General features: G+C 74.2%; 13 protein-coding genes. 8 read left to right on the top strand and 5 right to left on the bottom strand.

Annotation, left to right across the window (positions count from 1 at the left end):
* Nucleotides 1-2: 2 nt before the first annotated feature.
* Complete coding sequence (locus AB4039_RS06095) at nucleotides 3-2261, bottom strand: heavy metal translocating P-type ATPase (RefSeq protein WP_266843446.1); 2259 nt, start codon at nucleotides 2259-2261, stop codon at nucleotides 3-5.
* 96 nt (nucleotides 2262-2357) lie between these two features.
* Nucleotides 2358-2639 carry a cation transporter gene (locus AB4039_RS06090; RefSeq protein ID WP_266843447.1) on the bottom strand — a complete coding sequence of 94 codons (282 nt, stop codon included), beginning with the start codon at nucleotides 2637-2639 and terminating at the stop codon, nucleotides 2358-2360.
* Nucleotides 2640-2824: 185 nt separating this feature from the next.
* Between AB4039_RS06090 and AB4039_RS06085 the strand changes: the two genes are divergently transcribed.
* The 5 genes from AB4039_RS06085 (at nucleotide 2825) to AB4039_RS06065 (ending at nucleotide 10372) form a co-directional block, all read left to right on the top strand.
* On the top strand, nucleotides 2825-3793 hold the full coding sequence (locus AB4039_RS06085) for a hypothetical protein (RefSeq protein WP_266843448.1): 969 nt from the start codon (nucleotides 2825-2827) through the stop codon (nucleotides 3791-3793).
* Nucleotides 3794-3918: 125 nt separating this feature from the next.
* The gene (locus AB4039_RS06080) at nucleotides 3919-4200 is read left to right on the top strand and encodes a metal-sensitive transcriptional regulator (protein ID WP_442270189.1); all 282 of its coding nucleotides are present in this window, start codon (nucleotides 3919-3921) and stop codon (nucleotides 4198-4200) included.
* 223 nt (nucleotides 4201-4423) lie between these two features.
* Entirely contained in the window at nucleotides 4424-8377 is a 3954-nt protein-coding gene (locus AB4039_RS06075) for a Pls/PosA family non-ribosomal peptide synthetase (RefSeq protein WP_442270188.1), read from the top strand.
* Nucleotides 8378-8427: 50 nt separating this feature from the next.
* On the top strand, nucleotides 8428-9807 hold the full coding sequence (locus AB4039_RS06070) for a M1 family metallopeptidase (RefSeq protein ID WP_266843453.1): 1380 nt from the start codon (nucleotides 8428-8430) through the stop codon (nucleotides 9805-9807).
* 118 nt (nucleotides 9808-9925) lie between these two features.
* A complete protein-coding gene (locus AB4039_RS06065) occupies nucleotides 9926-10372 on the top strand; it encodes a DUF7144 family membrane protein (protein WP_266843455.1) in 447 nt (148 codons plus the stop codon).
* On the opposite strand, the gene AB4039_RS06060 is transcribed toward AB4039_RS06065, so the two are convergent.
* From AB4039_RS06060 to AB4039_RS06050, 3 genes are read right to left on the bottom strand one after another with little or no spacing between them, the layout of a single operon-like run.
* Nucleotides 10329-11090 (bottom strand): 4'-phosphopantetheinyl transferase family protein, encoded by a 762-nt coding sequence (locus tag AB4039_RS06060; RefSeq protein ID WP_442270195.1) that lies wholly within the window; start codon nucleotides 11088-11090, stop codon nucleotides 10329-10331. The genes AB4039_RS06065 and AB4039_RS06060 overlap by 44 nt on opposite strands.
* Complete coding sequence (locus AB4039_RS06055; protein WP_266843457.1) at nucleotides 11087-11317, bottom strand: acyl carrier protein; 231 nt, start codon at nucleotides 11315-11317, stop codon at nucleotides 11087-11089. Before AB4039_RS06055 ends, AB4039_RS06060 begins: the two co-directional genes overlap by 4 nt.
* Before the next feature lie 56 nt (nucleotides 11318-11373).
* Nucleotides 11374-12231: a hypothetical protein gene (locus AB4039_RS06050; RefSeq protein WP_266843458.1), complete on the bottom strand. Its 858-nt coding sequence runs from the start codon at nucleotides 12229-12231 to the stop codon at nucleotides 11374-11376.
* Between the two features lie 560 nt (nucleotides 12232-12791).
* Here AB4039_RS06050 and AB4039_RS06045 point away from each other — a divergent pair.
* The 3 genes from AB4039_RS06045 to AB4039_RS06035 are packed head-to-tail and all read left to right on the top strand — an operon-like array spanning nucleotide 12792 to nucleotide 16947.
* Nucleotides 12792-13874, top strand: a complete 1083-nt coding sequence (locus AB4039_RS06045) for a phytanoyl-CoA dioxygenase family protein (protein WP_266843459.1) — start codon at nucleotides 12792-12794, stop codon at nucleotides 13872-13874.
* On the top strand, nucleotides 13856-15193 hold the full coding sequence (locus AB4039_RS06040) for a DUF6271 family protein (protein ID WP_442270187.1): 1338 nt from the start codon (nucleotides 13856-13858) through the stop codon (nucleotides 15191-15193). The genes AB4039_RS06045 and AB4039_RS06040 overlap by 19 nt, the downstream gene beginning before the upstream one ends.
* Nucleotides 15181-16947 (top strand): condensation domain-containing protein, encoded by a 1767-nt coding sequence (locus AB4039_RS06035; RefSeq protein WP_442270186.1) that lies wholly within the window; start codon nucleotides 15181-15183, stop codon nucleotides 16945-16947. Before AB4039_RS06040 ends, AB4039_RS06035 begins: the two co-directional genes overlap by 13 nt.

The raw sequence follows: 16947 nt of genomic DNA, 5'->3' as shown, positions 1-16947 counted from the left end.
CCTCAGTTGGCGGCGGCCCGGAAGCCGCGCAGACGCAGGCTGTTGCCGACGACGAAGACCGAGGAGAAGGCCATGGCCGCTCCGGCGATCATCGGGTTGAGCAGTCCGGCCGCGGCGAGCGGCAGGGCGGCCACGTTGTAGGCGAAGGCCCAGAACAGGTTCGAGCGGATGGTGCCGAGCGTCTTGCGGGCGAGCCGGATCGCGTCGGCGGCGGCCCGCAGGTCACCCCGTACGAGGGTCAGGTCACCGGCCTCGATGGCGGCGTCGGTGCCGGTGCCCATGGCCAGGCCCAGGTCGGCCTGGGCGAGCGCGGCCGCGTCGTTGACGCCGTCGCCCACCATCGCGACGCTGCGGCCCTCGGACTGCAGCCGCTTCACGACGTCGACCTTGTCCTGCGGCATGACCTCGGCGATGACCTCGTCGATGCCGACCTCGGCCGCGACGGACTCCGCGACGGCCTTGTTGTCGCCGGTCAGCAGGATCGGGGTCAGGCCCAGGGCGCGCAGCCGGCGGATCGCCTCGGCGCTGGTGTCCTTGACGGCGTCCGCGACCTCCAGGACCGCCCGCGCCTCACCGTCCCAGGCCACCGCGATGGCGGTGCGGCCGGCGCTCTCCGCCGCGGCCTTGACGCGCTCCAGGTGCGGGGGCAGCGCCATCGCCCACTCGGCGAGCAGCTTCTCGCGGCCCACCAGGACCGCGTGCCCGTCGACGACGCCCTGGACGCCGAGGCCGGGGATGTTGGCGAAGTCCTCGGGGGTGGGCAGGGAGCCGACCCGGGCGGCCGCGCCGGTCGCGACGGCCTGGGCGATCGGGTGCTCGGAGGAGTGCTCCAGCGCGCCCGCCAGGCGCAGTACGTCGTTCTCGGCGACGCCCTCCGCGGTGTGCACGGCGAGCAGGGTCATCCGGCCGGTGGTGACGGTGCCGGTCTTGTCGAGCACGATGGTGTCGACCTTGCGCGTGGTCTCCAGGATCTCGGGTCCCTTGATCAGGATGCCGAGCTGGGCGCCGCGGCCGGTGCCGACCATCAGGGCGGTGGGGGTGGCCAGGCCCAGGGCGCAGGGGCAGGCGATGATCAGTACGGCGACGGCGGCGGTGAAGGAGGCCGCGAGGCCGGAGCCGGTGCCGAGCCAGAAGCCGAGGGTGGCCAGGGCGAGACCGATGACGACCGGGACGAACACGGCGGAGATCTTGTCGGCGAGGCGCTGCGCGGCGGCCTTGCCGTTCTGCGCGTCCTCCACCATCTTGGCCATCCGCGCCAGTTGGGTGTCGGCGCCGACCCGGGTGGCCTCGACGACCAGGCGGCCGCCCGCGTTGAGGGTGGCACCGGTGACGGAGTCCCCGACGGAGACCTCGACGGGGACGGACTCGCCGGTGAGCATGGAGGCGTCCACGGCGGAGGAGCCCTCGACGACGGTGCCGTCGGTGGCGATCTTCTCGCCGGGGCGGACCAGGAAGCGCATCCCGGCCTGGAGGTCGGCCGTCGGCACGGTGACCTCGCGGCCGTCGCGGAGCACCGTGACCTCCTTGGCGCCCAGTTCGAGCAGCGCCTTGAGGGCCGCGCCGGCCTTGCGCTTGGAGCGGGCCTCGAAGTACCGGCCGGCGAGGATGAAGGCGGTGACGCCGGCGGCGGCCTCCAGGTAGATGTTCCCGGCGCCGTCGCTGCGGGCGATGGTGAACTCGAAGGCGTGGGTCATGCCGGGCGTGCCCGCGGTGCCGAAGAACAGGGCCCACAGCGACCAGAGGAAGGCGGCGGTCGTGCCCACCGAGATCAGCGTGTCCATGGTGGCCGCGCCGTGCCGGGCGTTGGTCCAGGCGGCGCGGTGGAAGGGCCAGGCGGCGTAGGTGACGACGGGGGCGGCCAGGGTCAGCGACAGCCACTGCCAGTAGTCGATCTGCAGGGCCGGGACCATGGCCATCGCGATGACCGGCACGGCCAGGGCGACGGCGGTGGTGAGCCGCTGGCGCAGGGGGCGCAGTTCGTCGGCCTCCTCCGGCTCCTCCCCGGCGCCGGACGGGCCCTGGGCGCGGGCGGGGGCCGGCTCCTTGGCGGTGTAGCCGGTGGCCTCGACCGTGGCGATCAGGTCCGCGACGGAGACGTCGGCGTCGAAGGTGACCTTGGCCTTCTCGGTGGCGTAGTTGACGGTGGCCTCGACGCCGTCCATGCGGTTGAGCTTCTTCTCGATGCGGGCCGCGCAGGAGGCACAGGTCATGCCGCCGATGGCGAGCTCGACCTGGGCGGCGCCGGGAGTGATGGTGGTCATGAGGGCTGCTCCTCGTTCGAGCGCGGGGTGGGGGCCGGGGCCCGGTGGGGTGCGGACGGGGCCCCGGCGGCCGGTGGGTCGGGGCCGGGCGGTGTGTCAGGCCCGGCCGGTCAGCTCGTAGCCGGCGTCGTCGATCGCGGCGCCGATCGCGGCGTCGTCGGGGGCGCCCGCCGTCGTCACGGTGACCAGGCCGCCGTCCACGTCCACGTCCACGGACAGGACCCCTTCGAGGGCGCCGACGGAGGCGGTGATGGCGGTCCTGCAGTGGCCGCAGCTCATGCCGGACACGCGGTAGGCGGTGGCGGTGCTGTCGGCGACGGCCGTGACGGTGGTGGTGCCGGTACCGCAGCTGCCGTCAGGGGTGCAGCAGGAAGACATACGTTTCTCCTTGATCCGTGCGGATACCCGCTGGGGGTATCCGGTTTCTGGTCTCAGGTATACCCCCCAGTGGTATCCAGCGCAAGCGCCGACCCGGCTTGACTTGGTACCCCCCAGGGGTATGGTGAAGTCATGAAACCGCTGGATGCGGCCTTACGTCGTCTACCTCGTACGGGAGAGCAGCCATGAACACCGGAGTGAGGATCGCCGTCTTCGCCGCCGCGCTAGCAGCGACCTTCGGGACCGCCTACGGGGTCGGCGTGGGCGTGGGCCCCGTGGGCGCGCCGGCCGCTGCCGAGCACGCCGGCCACGCGGCGCCGGCCGGCGGGGGAGCCGCCGGACACGCGGAGCACGAGAAGCCCGGCAAGGGCCCGGCGGCCGGCGGGCTCCAGGTCTCCGAGGGCGGCTACACGCTGAGCCTGGAATCCCCGCGCAGGACATCGGGGCAGGGCGAGCTGCGGTTCTCCGTCAAGGACGCCGCGGGCCGCCCCGTCACCGCCTTCAAGACCGAGCACGGCAAGGAACTGCACTTCATCGTCGCCTCGCGTGACCTCACCGTCTACCGCCACCTCCACCCGGTGCGGGCGGCCGACGGCACCTGGTCGACCCCCGTCGACCTCCCGGCGGCGGGCGCGTACAAGGCCTTCGCCGACTTCACCCCCGCCGCCGAAGGAGCCGAGGGCGTCACCCTCGGCGCGGACCTGTCGGTCGCGGGCGCCTACACCCCCGAGGCGCTGCCCCCGGCGGAGAGGACCGCGGAGGTGGACGGCTACCGGGTCGCCCTCGCCGGCGACCTCGACCCCGGCAAGGCGGGCGAGCTCAAGCTGACCGTCAGCAAGGACGGCAGGCCGGTCACCGACCTGGAGCCGTACCTCGGGGCCTACGGCCACCTGGTCGCCCTGCGCGACGGGGACCTGGCCTACCTCCACGTCCACCCCAACGAGGGCGGGCCCGGCCCCGACGTCTCCTTCACCGCGACCGCCCCGAGCACCGGGACCTACCGGCTCTTCCTGGACTTCCAGCACCAGGGCAAGGTCCGCACCGCGGCCTTCACCGTCCGGGCGGGCGCCGCCGCTCCCGCGGCCCCCGCCGAATCGCCCGCGCCCCCCGCCGCCCCGGCCGCCCCCGAGCAGTCGGACGGGCACTCCCACTGACCGCGCCCGCCCCCGTCCGCGACGTCCCGTCGCGGGCCGGGGCGCCGCGCGTCCGGACCGCCCGCCCGGCGGAACACGAGGCCGACGGCCGTCGTTGCATGGATACCCCCAGGGAAGGAACCGCCGTGCAGGGGTACAGCGGACACCAGGACGACGTCCTCAAGCGGCTGCGCCGCATCGAGGGCCAGGTGCGCGGCCTCCAGCGCATGGTCGAGGAGGAGACGTACTGCGTCGACGTGCTCACCCAGGTGAGCGCCACCACCAAGGCCCTGCAGTCCTTCGGGCTCGCCATGCTCGAAGACCACCTCCATTCCTGCGTCGCCGACGCCGTCGCGGAAGGCGGGGACGCCGCCCGCGACAAGGTCACGGAGGCCTCGCACGCCGTCTCGCGCATGGTGCGCGTCTGAATCCGGCGCCCGACCGCGCCCGACCGCGGCCCGACCGCGCCGGACCGCGCCGGACGGGGCGCCGGACGGTGTCTCCTTCCCGGCCACGCCACAGGCTTCAACGAGAAAATTCTTGATGCCGCACTAGACTGGCGGGTTGTTTGGCGCTGGACCGGAACAACCCGGGCGAACCCGGGCTCCGTCCGGCGACCCGGACGTTTCCGGGAACGAGACGCGAGGGCCCATGACAGCCACACCGGAGCACGGTGAAGTGACCCTGCTCGACGACGACGGGCACACGGACGGGCGTACTGGCGGGCGTACGGACGGGCACCCGTACGAGGAGCCCGGGAAGTCCGCCCGGTTCACCGCGGGCCCCGCGGCCCCGGTACGCACCCTCGTCGACGTCTTCGAGGCCTCCGTACGGGCCCACCCCGACGAGCTCGCCCTCGACGACGGCACCACCCGTCTGACCTACCGGGCCCTCGCCGCCGAGGTGGAACGCCGCCGGCGCGCCCTGGACGCCGCCGGAGTGGGCCTCGGCGATCGCGTCGGCGTACGCGTGCCCTCGGGCACCAACGAGCTGTACGCGGGCATCCTCGCCGTCCTCGCCGCGGGYGCCGCCTACGTGCCGGTCGACRCCGAGGACCCCGACGAACGCGCCGAGCTGGTCTTCGGCGAAGCCGGCGTACGGGCCGTACTGGGCGCCGGAGGCCGCATCGACCCCGTCGAAACCCCCGGCGGCGCCGGCGTCCGCGCACCGGCCGCACGGCCYGGACCCGAGCACGACGCGTGGATCATCTTCACCTCCGGCTCCACCGGCAGACCCAAGGGCGTCGCCGTCAGCCACCGCAGCGCCGCCGCCTTCGTCGACGCCGAAGCCGCCCTGTTCCTCACCGACGAACCGGTCGGCCCCGGCGACCGCGTCATGGCCGGACTCTCCGTGGCCTTCGACGCCTCCTGCGAGGAGATGTGGCTCGCCTGGCGCTACGGCGCCTGCCTCGTCCCCGTGCCCCGTTCCCAGGTGCGCAGCGGCGCCGACCTCGGCCCCTGGCTGGTGGAGCAGGAGATCACCGTGGTCTCCACCGTGCCGACCCTGGCCGCCCTCTGGGAGCCGGAAACCCTCGACGAGGTCCGGCTGCTGATCTTCGGCGGCGAGGCCTGCCCGCCCGAACTGACCCAGCGCCTGGTCACCGAGGGCCGCGAGGTCTGGAACACCTACGGCCCCACCGAGGCCACCGTCGTCGCCTGCGCCGCACTCCTGACCGGCGAGGAACCGATCAGAATCGGCCTTCCTCTCGCCGGCTGGGAGCTGGCCGTCGTCGACGGGGCCGGTGAACCGGTGCCCATGGGCGGCAGCGGCCAGCTCGTCATCGGCGGCGTCGGGCTCGCCCGCTACCTCGACCCCGAGAAGGACGCCGAGAAGTACGCCCCGCTGGAATCCCTCGGCTGGCAGCGCGCCTACCGCAGCGGCGACCTCGTCCGCGCCGAACCGGAAGGGCTGGTCTTCCTCGGCCGCGCCGACGAGCAGATCAAACTCGGCGGCCGCCGCATCGAACTCGGCGAGGTCGACGCCGCCCTCCAGGCCCTGCCCGGCGTCGCCGGCGCCGCGGCGGCCGTCCGCACCGCGCGCAGCGGCAACCAGCTGCTCGTCGGCTACCTCGTCACCCAGGACGGCTGGGACCACGCGGCGGCCGTCACCCGGCTGCGCGCCGAACTGCCCGCCGCGCTCGTCCCCCTGCTCGCGCCCGTCACCGAACTGCCGACCCGCACCTCCGGCAAGGTCGACCGCGACGCCCTGCCGTGGCCGCTGCCCGAGCTGGAGAGCACCGGACCGGCGGAGCAGCTGTACGGCACCGAGGCCTGGCTCGCCGAACAGTGGAGCGAGACCCTCGGAGTGGCCGTCACCGGCGCGGCCGACGACTTCTTCGCGATCGGCGGCAACAGCCTCGCCGCGGCGCAGCTCACCACCCGCCTGCGCACCCGCTACCCCAGAGCGGCCGTCCTCGACATCTACCAGCAGCCCGTCCTGCGCAAGCTGGCCCGGCGCCTGGAGAAGTCCGTACGGGACGACGACGCCACCCGCACCGTCGCGCCCGTGCCGCGGCGGACCAAGGCGGCGCAGGCGTTCCTGCTGCTCCCCTTGTTCACCCTGGTCGGAGCCCGCTGGACGGTGGCGCTGCTGGCCCTGGGCAACGTACTGCACCACTTCGGGCCCTATCCGTGGGCGCCGACCGCCTCGTGGTGGCTCGTCGCCGCCGGCGCGGCCCTGCTCTTCAGCCCGCCGGGGCGCCTCGCGATCGCGGCCGGCGGGGCGCGCCTGCTGCTGCGCGGGGTGAAGGCCGGGCGGTACCCGCGCGGCGGAAGCGTGCACCTGAGGCTGTGGACGGCCGAGCGGCTGGCCGAGTACGCCGGCGCCACCTCGCTCACCGGTTCCTGGCTGGAGCGCTACGCGCGGGCGCTCGGCGCCAAGGTCGGGCCCGAGGTGGACCTGCACTCGCTGCCGCCGGTGACGGGCATGCTCAAGCTCGGCCGCGGCTGCGCCGTCGAATCCGAGGTGGACCTCTGCGGGCACTGGCTGGACGGGGACCGGCTGGAGATCGGCCCGGTCAAGGTCGGCGCGGGCGCGGTGGTCGGCACCCGCAGCATGCTGTTCCCCGGCGCGCGGGTCGGCAAGCGGGCCGAGGTGGCCCCCGGCTCCGCCGTGGCCGGGCAGATCCCGACCGGGCAGCGCTGGGCCGGGGCGCCCGCCGTCAAACTCGGCCGGGCCAAGCGGAACTGGCCCAAGGAACGCCCGCCGCGCGGGCTGCCCTGGCGGGCCGCCTACGGGGCGGCCGGCTTCGGCCTCACGGCCCTGCCCGTGCTCGCCGCCCTGCCCGCCCTGCTCGTGGCGAGCCGGTTCGTGCCCGCCGGCGCCGGGTTCGCGCAGGCGCTGCGCGGTGCCCTGCTCGCCGTGGTTCCCGGGGCACTCGCCTTCGGGTTCGCGTACGCGCTGCTGCTACTGGTCTCCGTACGCCTGCTCAGCCTCGGACTGCGTACGGGCACCCACCCCACGCACAGCCGCACCGGCTGGCAGGCCTGGACCGTCACCCAGCTGATGGACCGGGCCCGCGAGACGCTCTTCCCCCTGTACGCCGGGCTGATCACCCCGGTGTGGCTGCGGCTCCTCGGCATGAAGATCGGCCGCGGCGCCGAGGTCTCCACCGTGCTCGCCCTGCCCAGCCTGACCACCGTCGGCGAGGGCGCCTTCCTCGCGGACGACACCCTGACCGCCCCCTACGAGCTGGGCGGAGGCTGGATGCGCGTCGGACACTCCGAGATCGGCCGCCGGGCCTTCCTCGGCAACTCCGGGATGACCGCGCCGGGGCGCAGCGTCCCCGACGACGGACTCGTCGGCGTCCTGTCCGCCACCCCGAAGAAGGCCAAGAAGGGCAGCTCCTACCTGGGCCTGCCGCCGGTCAGGCTGCCGCGGTCCGCCGCGGACGCCGACCACAGCCGTACCTACGACCCGCCCACCCGCCTGCTGTGGGCGCGCGGCCTGGTCGAGCTGTGCCGGCTCGTCCCCGTGTTCTGCTCGGCCGCGCTGGCCGTGCTGACCGGGGCCGCGCTCTGTGCCCTGATCACGGCCCCGGGCCCCGGCCCCTGGCAGGCCGCGCTGCTGTCCGGCGCCGTCCTGCTCGCCGCCGGAACCACCGCCTGCGCGGTCTCCGTCGCCGCCAAATGGCTGTTGGTGGGCCGCCACCGCACCGGCGAGCACCCGCTGTGGAGCGGCTTCGTCTGGCGCAACGAACTGGCCGACACCTTCGTCGAGGTCCTGGCCGTGCCGTGGCTCATCGGATCGGTGCCCGGCACCCCGCTGCTGTCCCTGTGGCTGCGCGGCCTGGGGGCGCGGATCGGGCGCGGAGTGTGGTGCGAGAGCTACTGGCTGCCGGAGACGGACCTGGTGGTCCTCGGCGACGGCGTCACCGTGAACCGGGGCTGCGTCCTGCAGACACACCTCTTCCACGACCGGATCTTGAGGACGGATACTGTGGTCCTCCGCGAGGGCGCCACCCTGGGCCCGGGCGGCATCGTCCTGCCCGGGAGCACGGTCGGGGCCCGGAGCACACTGGGACCCGCCTCGCTCGTGATGGCCGGGGAATCCGTCCCCGCCGACACCCGGTGGCTGGGCAATCCGATCGAGGCGTGGCGGTCCTGAACGGCCGGGCACAGCGGCACAGCGGCACATCGCAGGGAGCAGGAACGGCCATGAACCTCAGCGGCCAGAAGACAGCGGCATCCGACCCGTACTTTCCGGCCAACGGCGACCCCCGTTACCGCGTGCACCGGTACGAACTCGCTCTGGAGTACCGTCCCGGCCCCAACCGGCTGTCCGGGACGGCCCGGCTCAGCGCGATCGCCGGCCGGGCCCCGCTCGCCGAGTTCGCCCTGAACCTGGCCGAGTTCAAGGTGGGCCGCGTCCTGGTCGACGGCCGCGTCCCGCACTACGCCCACCGGGGCGGCAAGCTGCGCATACGGCCCGCCAAGCCCCTGCCGGCCGGCGCCGCCTTCACCGTGGAGGTGCACTGGGCGGGCAACCCCAAGCCCGTGCGCAGCCCCTGGGGCGGCCTCGGCTGGGAGGAACTGACCGACGGCGCGCTCGTGGCCAGCCAGCCCGTCGGCGCGCCCTCCTGGTACCCGTGCAACGACCGGCCCGCCGACAAGGCCTCGTACCACATCTCCGTCAACACGCCCTCCGCCTACACCGTCGTGGCGGGCGGCCGCCTGCTGACCCGGACCACCCGGGCGAGCACCACCACCTGGGTCTACGAGCAGCCCGCACCGACCTCCAGCTACCTGGTCGGCCTCTCCATCGGCCTCTACCAGACGGTGCTGCTCGGCGACCCCGGCCTCGACGGCGTCGCGCAGACCGCCCACGTACCGGCACACCTGCTGCCGCGGTTCTCCCGCGACTTCGCCCGGCAGCCCGCCATGATGCGCCTCTTCGAGGAACTCTTCGGGCCCTACCCCTTCGGCGAGTACGCCGTCGTCATCGCCGACGAGGAACTCGACGTCCCCGTCGAGGCCCAGGGCCTCTCCCTCTTCGGCGCCAACCACGTCGACGGCGCCCGCGGATCGGAGCGCCTCATCGCGCACGAACTCGCGCACCAGTGGTTCGGCAACAGCGTCACCATCGCCGACTGGCGACACATCTGGCTCAACGAGGGCCTCGCGAAGTACGCGGAATGGCTCTGGTCGGAGCGCTCCGGCGGCCGCCCCGCGCACGACCTCGCCGCCACCGCCCACCGGCTGCTCTCCGCTGCGCCACAGGACCTGCGCCTGGCCGACCCGGGCCGCAAGCTGATGTTCGACGACCGCCTCTACCAGCGCGGGGGGCTGACCGTCCATGCGATCCGCTGCGCCCTGGGCGACACCGCGTTCTTCCGCATGCTCCGCGACTGGGCGGGCGTGCACCGCCACGGGGTGGTCACCACCGCCGTGTTCACCGCCCACGTGGCCCGCTACGCCACCGAGCCCCTGGACGACCTCCTCACCGCCTGGCTCCACACCCCCGCGCTCCCGCCCCTCCCGGCACCCCCCGTCACCCCGGTCCGCCCGCCGTACCCCCCGCACCCGGCCTCGGCGTAGCCACGGGCGGGTGCCGGGGCGCCCGGAGTGCCGATGTGGGTCCGCCGTGCCAGGCTGAGACGGGGAATTCCGCCGGTCGCGGCACGCCGGACCGGCTCCGCAACCCATGGAGGCCGACATGGCCAGTGACGCCAGCAGAGCCCGCGCGGGCCACGAACACCCCCAGCCCTGGCACGCGCCCACGTCCGGCCGCACGCAGGTGGCCGCGGCCCTGATGATCTTCGGCGGCGTGATGGCGCTGCTCGAAGGAATCTCCGCCGCCTCCAGAGACCCCGTGTTCGTCGCGACGCGCCACTACGTGTTCGAGTTCAGCCTCGCGGGCTGGGGGTGGGTGCACATCATCCTCGGCGCCCTGCTCCTCTTCGCGGGCGTCGCGGTGCTCCGAGGGGCCCTGTGGGCCCGCTACTTCGGCGTCACCGTCGCCGGCCTGGGAGCGATCGCCAACTTCCTGTGGCTGCCGTACTACCCGTGGTGGGCCATGGTGCTGATCGCCGTGAACCTCCTCGTCGTCTGGGCCCTCCTCACGGGCGTCCACCACGAAGCCGACGCGGCCCGGCCGGCGTGACCGCATCGCCGTCCCCGTCCCCGTCCCCGCCCCCGCCCCCGTCCTCGTCCCGGTCCCCGTCCTCGCGGTACGGATGATCCTCTCCGGGACCGGCGAGGGCGGCGTCGGCGGTCATGACCGTGGTGGGGGTGGTGGCGGCCACGGCCGCGACCGCCGCCCGGTCGTGGTCCTGCCATTCGAGGAGGGGGAGGTCGCCGCGGCCGGCCTTCAGCAGGGCTTCCGCGCGGACCCACAGCCGGAGCAGCGCCGGGCCGGGATCCGGCCCGGCGCCGGCTTCGCGCAGGTCCGCCTCGGGCAGCAGGCGGCGGAGCACGCGCAGCGGGCCGGGGCGGCGCGTCGAGGGCTCGACGTCGATGCCGACGGCGCCCGGACCGACCGCCGCCGCGACCAGACCGTCCGCGTGGCTCATGCTCAGCCCCACCCCGGGACGGCCGCGCAGGTACGGGCGCCCGTGGCCGTGCCGTCCGCACCCGGGGCACCGCTGCGCCGGGGCCGACTCGTGCAGCGACAGGCCCGTGTGACGGGCGACGCACAGCCGGACGAGGAGCCGTGCCGCCAGTACGTCGTCACGGCGGCCCGGCACCCGTATCCCGGCGAGCCGCCGCCGTTCCCAGGGCGCGAGCAGGCCCTCGTGGAGGCCGGGGCGGGCCAGGACCTCCCGGGTGGTCGCCACCACCGCGATGCCCGTGTCCCGGCCCCGTACCGCGCCGTCGGTCAGGGGCACGCGCTCAGGAAGCGCTTCTGGACGCTGTCGAGGGTGCGGAAGTCGTCGATGGTGACCTCCTGGAGGTCGATGGTGGTGCCGGAGAGCTCCTCCAGCAGGTCGACGAACTCCAGGAAGTCCATCGAGTCGATGAGGCGTGCCTCGATGAGGTCCTCGTCGGTGCCGATGGGGCCGTCGAGGCCGGGGTTCTTCTCGTGAAGCCACGTGGCGATGCGGTCCATGGGGGAGAGTCGCTCCTTGCTGCGGTTGCGGTGAGGTGAGGGCGGGACGGCCCGCCTCAGAGGGCGGCGTCGCGGAGCCGGTCCAGGGCCCGTTCGGGGGTGCCGTGGGTGAGGATCATCGCGTGGACCCAGCGTTCGAGGCCGAAGGCGACGCAGGCGCTGTACGCCGGGCCGGCGGAGCCCGCGCGGATGTCCAGCCGCTCGCCGAAGAAGTTGCGGTGCCGGTTCACCGAGGCGATGGCCGTGCCGTCGGGGGCGGAGAACTCGTGCTTGACGGGGTCCAGGGCCATCAGCCGGGCCCGGGCGCCCCCCTTGTCGTAGAACGGGTCGTCGGCGACGGCCCTGTCCAGTTCCAGACCGAGGCGCGCGGCGGCCTCCAGGATGAACCCGGCACCCTGTTCCAGGTGCTCGACCGCGCCCTGCTGGGTGCCGAGGTAGAGCACCTCCCGCATGTGGAAGCCCCACAGGCGCCGCAGCCCGTCGTAGTGGGTCTCGTTGCGGAAGCAACGGCCGGCGGCGGAGAGGCGGAGGCCTTCCTCGCCCACGTCCCCGCCCTCCAGGGAGAGCAGCAGCCCGTAGCAGGTGGCGGACGGCAGGAGGTAGCCGGTCGGCCGCAGCGGCAGCTCTCCCGGCGCCTCGCCGGCGGCGAGCCCGTCCAGCGCGTCCGGGGCGAAACGCGCGGCGGAGACGCCGAGGTGGGGGAAGTTGCGGAAGAAGTCGAGCCGGGCCAGGCCCTCCACGGACAGCAGCGGCGGACCGACGACCTCGGGGGCGCAGAGCCGTGCGGCCAGCCCCGTGAGCAGGTCGTCCAGTCCGCGCAGGAGGGCGGTCCGGACCGGATCCAGCGTGATCAGGCCCGCACCTGGGCTCTTCAGGCCGCCGTCCGGCAGGGCCGTGGTGCTGGGTGTGCTCATGGGGAACCGCTTCCTCTGGGCGTGGGTGGACAGTTCGACGGGGCCGGCCGCGCGGGTGGGCGCGGCGATCGCGCCACGGCGTCTGCGCGGTGGCGCCGACGCGCTTCCACCGGAGCGCGGACGGGTGCCAAGGCCCGCGCGTGCGGTCGGCGTTGACCGCGACGGGTGCGCAGCGGCGAAGAAGTCGAATGTCCGATTAGGGGCGGACTGCGCATCAGGACACTAAGCCGCCCGTGCGGCTATTGTCTAGACCAAACCTGGCGGACGGTCGAGTGGAGTTCCAGGCTCCGTTTCGGCGCAACTCCGTCTCTTGAGATGCCACTTGGCAGCGGTTATGGTCTAAACCAATTCCGCTGAACGGCGGGGCCCCCGCACCCGCGCCACGGCGTGACCACCCGTCCGTGCCGTCCGCCACCGGCCCGCGCCGAGGGTCGCCCCGCGCTGCCCTCCGGCCGAGGAGGAGCGCGCGTCACCGCTCTCCTTCCCCTCGCACCCGCCGGCGCGGCCGCACCCGCCGACGAGCCGAACCGCCGCCCCGACTCCCTTTCTGGAGGGACCGCATGACGACACCCGCTCCCCGCCGCCCCCGTCTCCACCGGGCGGCCTCGGACCTGCCGTACTTCAGCGCGGACGGCGAGTCCTACCTGGCCCAGACCACCCTGCGGGAGCTGAAGAAGTCGAGACCGCTGCGGGTGCTGTCGGACGAGGACTTCGCCCACTGGCAGACGTACGGCTACGTCATCGTCCGCGAGGCGGTCCCGGCGGAAGCGGCGCGGCGCCTCCTCGACTTCACCTGGGAATTCCAGGGCCTCGACCCGGACCGGCCGGACAGCTGGTACGAGGACCGGCCGTTCCGCTCCGACCTGGACCGGCAACTGCACGTGTACGGCTTCGTGGAGGCGTACCACCACCAGCTCCTGTGGGACAACCGGCAGGCCCAGCGCGTCTACGACGCCTTCGTCGACGTATGGGACTGCGAGGAACTCTGGGTCACCCAGGACCGGCTCAACCTCAACCCGCCCAACGTCGGGAACCGCGACCGCGCCCTGATCGAGCCCACGGACCGCGGCTTCGACATCGAACTGCACTGGGACATCGACACCACGCTCGGTGTTCCGCCGCAGCGCGTCCAGGGGATCATCGCGCTCAACGACACCCGGCCGGAGTCGGGCGGCTTCCAGTGCAGTCCGGAGCTGTTCCGGCGGTTCGACGAGTGGAAGGCCGGCCGTCCGGCCGACCGGGACCCCCTGCGCCCCGGCGCCGACCGGGCGGAGTACCCCGTCGTACGCCCCGACCTGCACCCCGGCGACCTGCTGATCTGGAACGGCCTGCTCGCCCACGGCGTGGCGCGCAACACCTCCCGGGACCAGGTGCGGGCGGTCCAGTACCTGTCGATGATGCCGGCCCTCGAAGAACACGAGCGGCTGAAGCGCTCCCGCGTCGACTCCTGGCGGCACCTGCGGACCCCGCGCTGGAACCGCACCCTGGTCGGCGACCCCGTACTGCACGAGTCCGAGCGGTACCCCACGGCCACCCTGAACGAGCTCGGCAGCAGGCTGCTCGGGCTCACGTCCTGGAAGGAGACGGGCGCCGCCACCCGCACCGACCGGAGCGGGGAGCCGGCGTGCGCCGTGTCTGCCTGACCCTTCCCACCAACCGGCCCTGCGCGGCGACGATCAGGGCCGTGGCCGAGGAGGCCGCGTACGGCGCCCGCCGTTTCGGCGCCGAGGTGCACCTCCTCGTCCTCGACTCCTGCGGCGCCCCGGCACTCGCCGTGCACCGGGAGACGGTCGCGGCCCTGCCCGCGGTCCCCGGGGTGGTCGTGCACCACCTCGACGAGGACGCCCAACGGGCCTTCCTGGACGAGGTGGTCACCCGGTCCGGAGCCGCCGCGCCCGAACGGCTGCTGGACCTGATGCTGCCCTCCCGCGTCTCCTACGGAGCCTGCACCAACCGCGCCTTCCTCATCGCGGAGGCCCTGGGCTGCACCTCGGTCCACCGCCGGGACTCGGACAGCCGTTACCAGTACCTGGACGGAGAGCCGGTCTTCCCCCTCCACCACGAGCTGACGTCCCTCGGGCGGCGCGCCGCCGACGTGTCCGCCCTGGTCACCCGGAGCAGGCTCGACCCCGCCTGCGCGGACCGGCCGGTGGCCCTGGTCGGCGGCTCCTTCGTCGGCGAGATGTCCGTGGACGTGGAGGAGATCCGCCGCCTCGACCCGTCCGTCTACGAGGACGTGGTGGGCCTCTCGGTCCCCGCCGGCCACCCCGAGATCTGGCGCAGGAACCTGATCGCGGAGTCCTTCCGGGGCGCCGGGACCGCCGCGTTCGCCGGCGACCGCACCACCCTCACCAGCGTCAGCCCCCTGCGCGTCGACATGTGCAACATCGCCCTCGACCGCGAGGTCTACGGCCGGGTGCCCTTGCCGCCGGCCACCGACACCATCGGCAGCGACTACTTCCTCCTCCACCTGGTCCACGACGCGCGACTGCCGGGAGTCCTCCACAACCGGCACATCGTCAACTTCCACACCCAGGAACGCCGTTCCGACGCCGGCTTCCTCGCCTACCAGCTGCGCTTCGCCAAGTTCCTCCTCTCCGGCCCGCACCTCGACGCCGTGTACGCCGCCACGAAACGCGCCGGTGACGCGCTGCTCGACCCCGACGGCCACGTCCGCGCCGCCGCCGTCGCGGGCTTCCTCAGGGACGGCGCCCGCGTCGCCCCCGCGGAGGGCGCCCGACGGCTCGACGTCCTCGACCGCTCGTACCGGACCCTGGGCGGCCGCTACACCGCGGCCGCGGACGCGCTCACCGCCCGCCGCGCACGGCTCCTCGACGACGCCCGGCAGGACATGGAGGACTTCGCCGCCTTGACCGACGCCTGGGAGGACCTGACCCGCGCGAGCCGGGCGCAGGGCCGTCCCGGCCCGACGCACCGGGAGTCCGCGCGATGCACCGCCTGACCCGCTCCCGTCAGCCGGGCGGCACGCACGTCCTCACCGTCACGTACGCGGGCGGGGAGGAGCGCCGGGGCCCCGTCACGATGGGGCAGGCCAACATGATCCGCTGCATGCTGCGGGACGAACCCGCGCACATCAACATCCACGACGTGTGGCTGGTTCCCGAGGGGACCGGGACGGACTCGGTGGTCGAAGCACTGCGTGCCCTCGTCGTACGGCACGAGGCCCTGCGCACGACCTTCCCGCACGCCCCGGGCAGCGCGCCCCGCGAGCAGGCCGTGGCGTCCCGGGGAACGTTCACCGTCACCGTCCTCGACCACCGGGAACTCCCCGAGGACCCCGTCGGGTACGCCGAGTCGCTGGCCCGCCGGGCGCGCGAGGAACGCTTCCGGCTGGACCGGGACTTCCCCCTCCGCTTCTCCCTGGTGACACGCGCCGGCACGCCGGTGTGCGTGGCCATGGCGGCGAGCCACGCCCTGACCGACGCCGGCGCCCTCGCGGTCCTGAAGGAGGAATGGCTCGGCCTGCTCGCGGGCGAGGAGCTCGCCCCGCCCGCCTCGCTCACCCCGCTCGGCCTCGCCGAGGAGGAGGCCACCCCGGCCGGTGTGCGCAGGTCCGAGGCATCGCTGCGGCACTGGGAGCGGATCATCCGCACCGGACCCCAGGCGATGTTCGCGGAGCCGGGCGCCGAGGGCACCGAGGTACGGGTGCCCCTGCTCACCCTCCGGTCGCGGCGGGCCGCCCGCGCGCTGGCCGGCGTGGCCGAACGCACCGGCGCCCTGCCGTCCACCGTGCTGCTGACCGCCTGGTGCGCGATCGTCGCCCACCGCGCCGGGCAGGACGCCTGCGTCATCGCCGCCCCGACCTCCAACCGGTACCACCCCCGGCTCGCGCGCTCGGTGAACACCCTCTCCCAGGACGCCCTGCTCTCCCTCGACGTCCGGGTGCCGTCCTTCGACGTGCTCCTCAAGAAGGCCTGGGGAGCGGCCCTCAACGCCTACCGGCACAGCCGGTTCGACGCGCTGGGCCTGTGGGAGGTGATCGGCAGGGCCACCTTCGAGCGCGGCAGCCGGTTCGCGCGCGACGTCGTGTTCAACGACGTGAGCACGCTCCCGGGCACCGTTGCCTCCCTCACCGCGGACGGCCCGCCGGAGGGCCGGGACCCGTACGGGCCGGAGCTGGAGCTGACCTGGGGCCCGGACCAGGTCCTGCCGACCCGCGTCCTCGCCTTCGTCTACGCGACCGATCCGCTGCTGCACCTCGGCATGTGGGCCGACCCCGCGCTGTTCGGGCGCGAGGAGGCCGAGGGTCTCCTCACCGGTCTGGTACGGCTCCTGGAGGCCGCCGCCACGCGGGACGTGCCGCTCGCGTCGCTCACCGGGGCGACGGGGGTCCGGCCGGTGGAACGCGGACCCCACTGGCTCCGGGTGGACGGCTCCTGGACCTCGCCGCCGCTCGTGGCAGCGACGCTGAGCCGGGCCCTGGACGGCCTGCCCGTACACGTCACCGCGGACGCCCCGGCCGGGAGCGGGCCGGCGGAGAGCGCCCTGACGGCGTACATCGCCGCGGGCGACACCCCGCTCACCCCGGCGCAGGCCCACACCGCGCTGATGGACGCGCTTCCCGGCCGCCCCGGAGTACTGGCCCCGAGCCGGTACGTGATCGTCCGGCACCCGCCGGCGGAGGCGGACCGGAGCGGCGCCTGGCTCCACCGGAAGATTCTCAGGGAAGGGACCGGCCGGCAGCGGCCGATGTGA

Source organism: Streptomyces sp. M-16 (assembly GCF_052114405.1).
Classification (GTDB): domain Bacteria; phylum Actinomycetota; class Actinomycetes; order Streptomycetales; family Streptomycetaceae; genus Streptomyces.
Note: the sequence above shows the minus strand (reverse complement) of the source record. Positions and strands in the feature narration are given on the sequence as shown.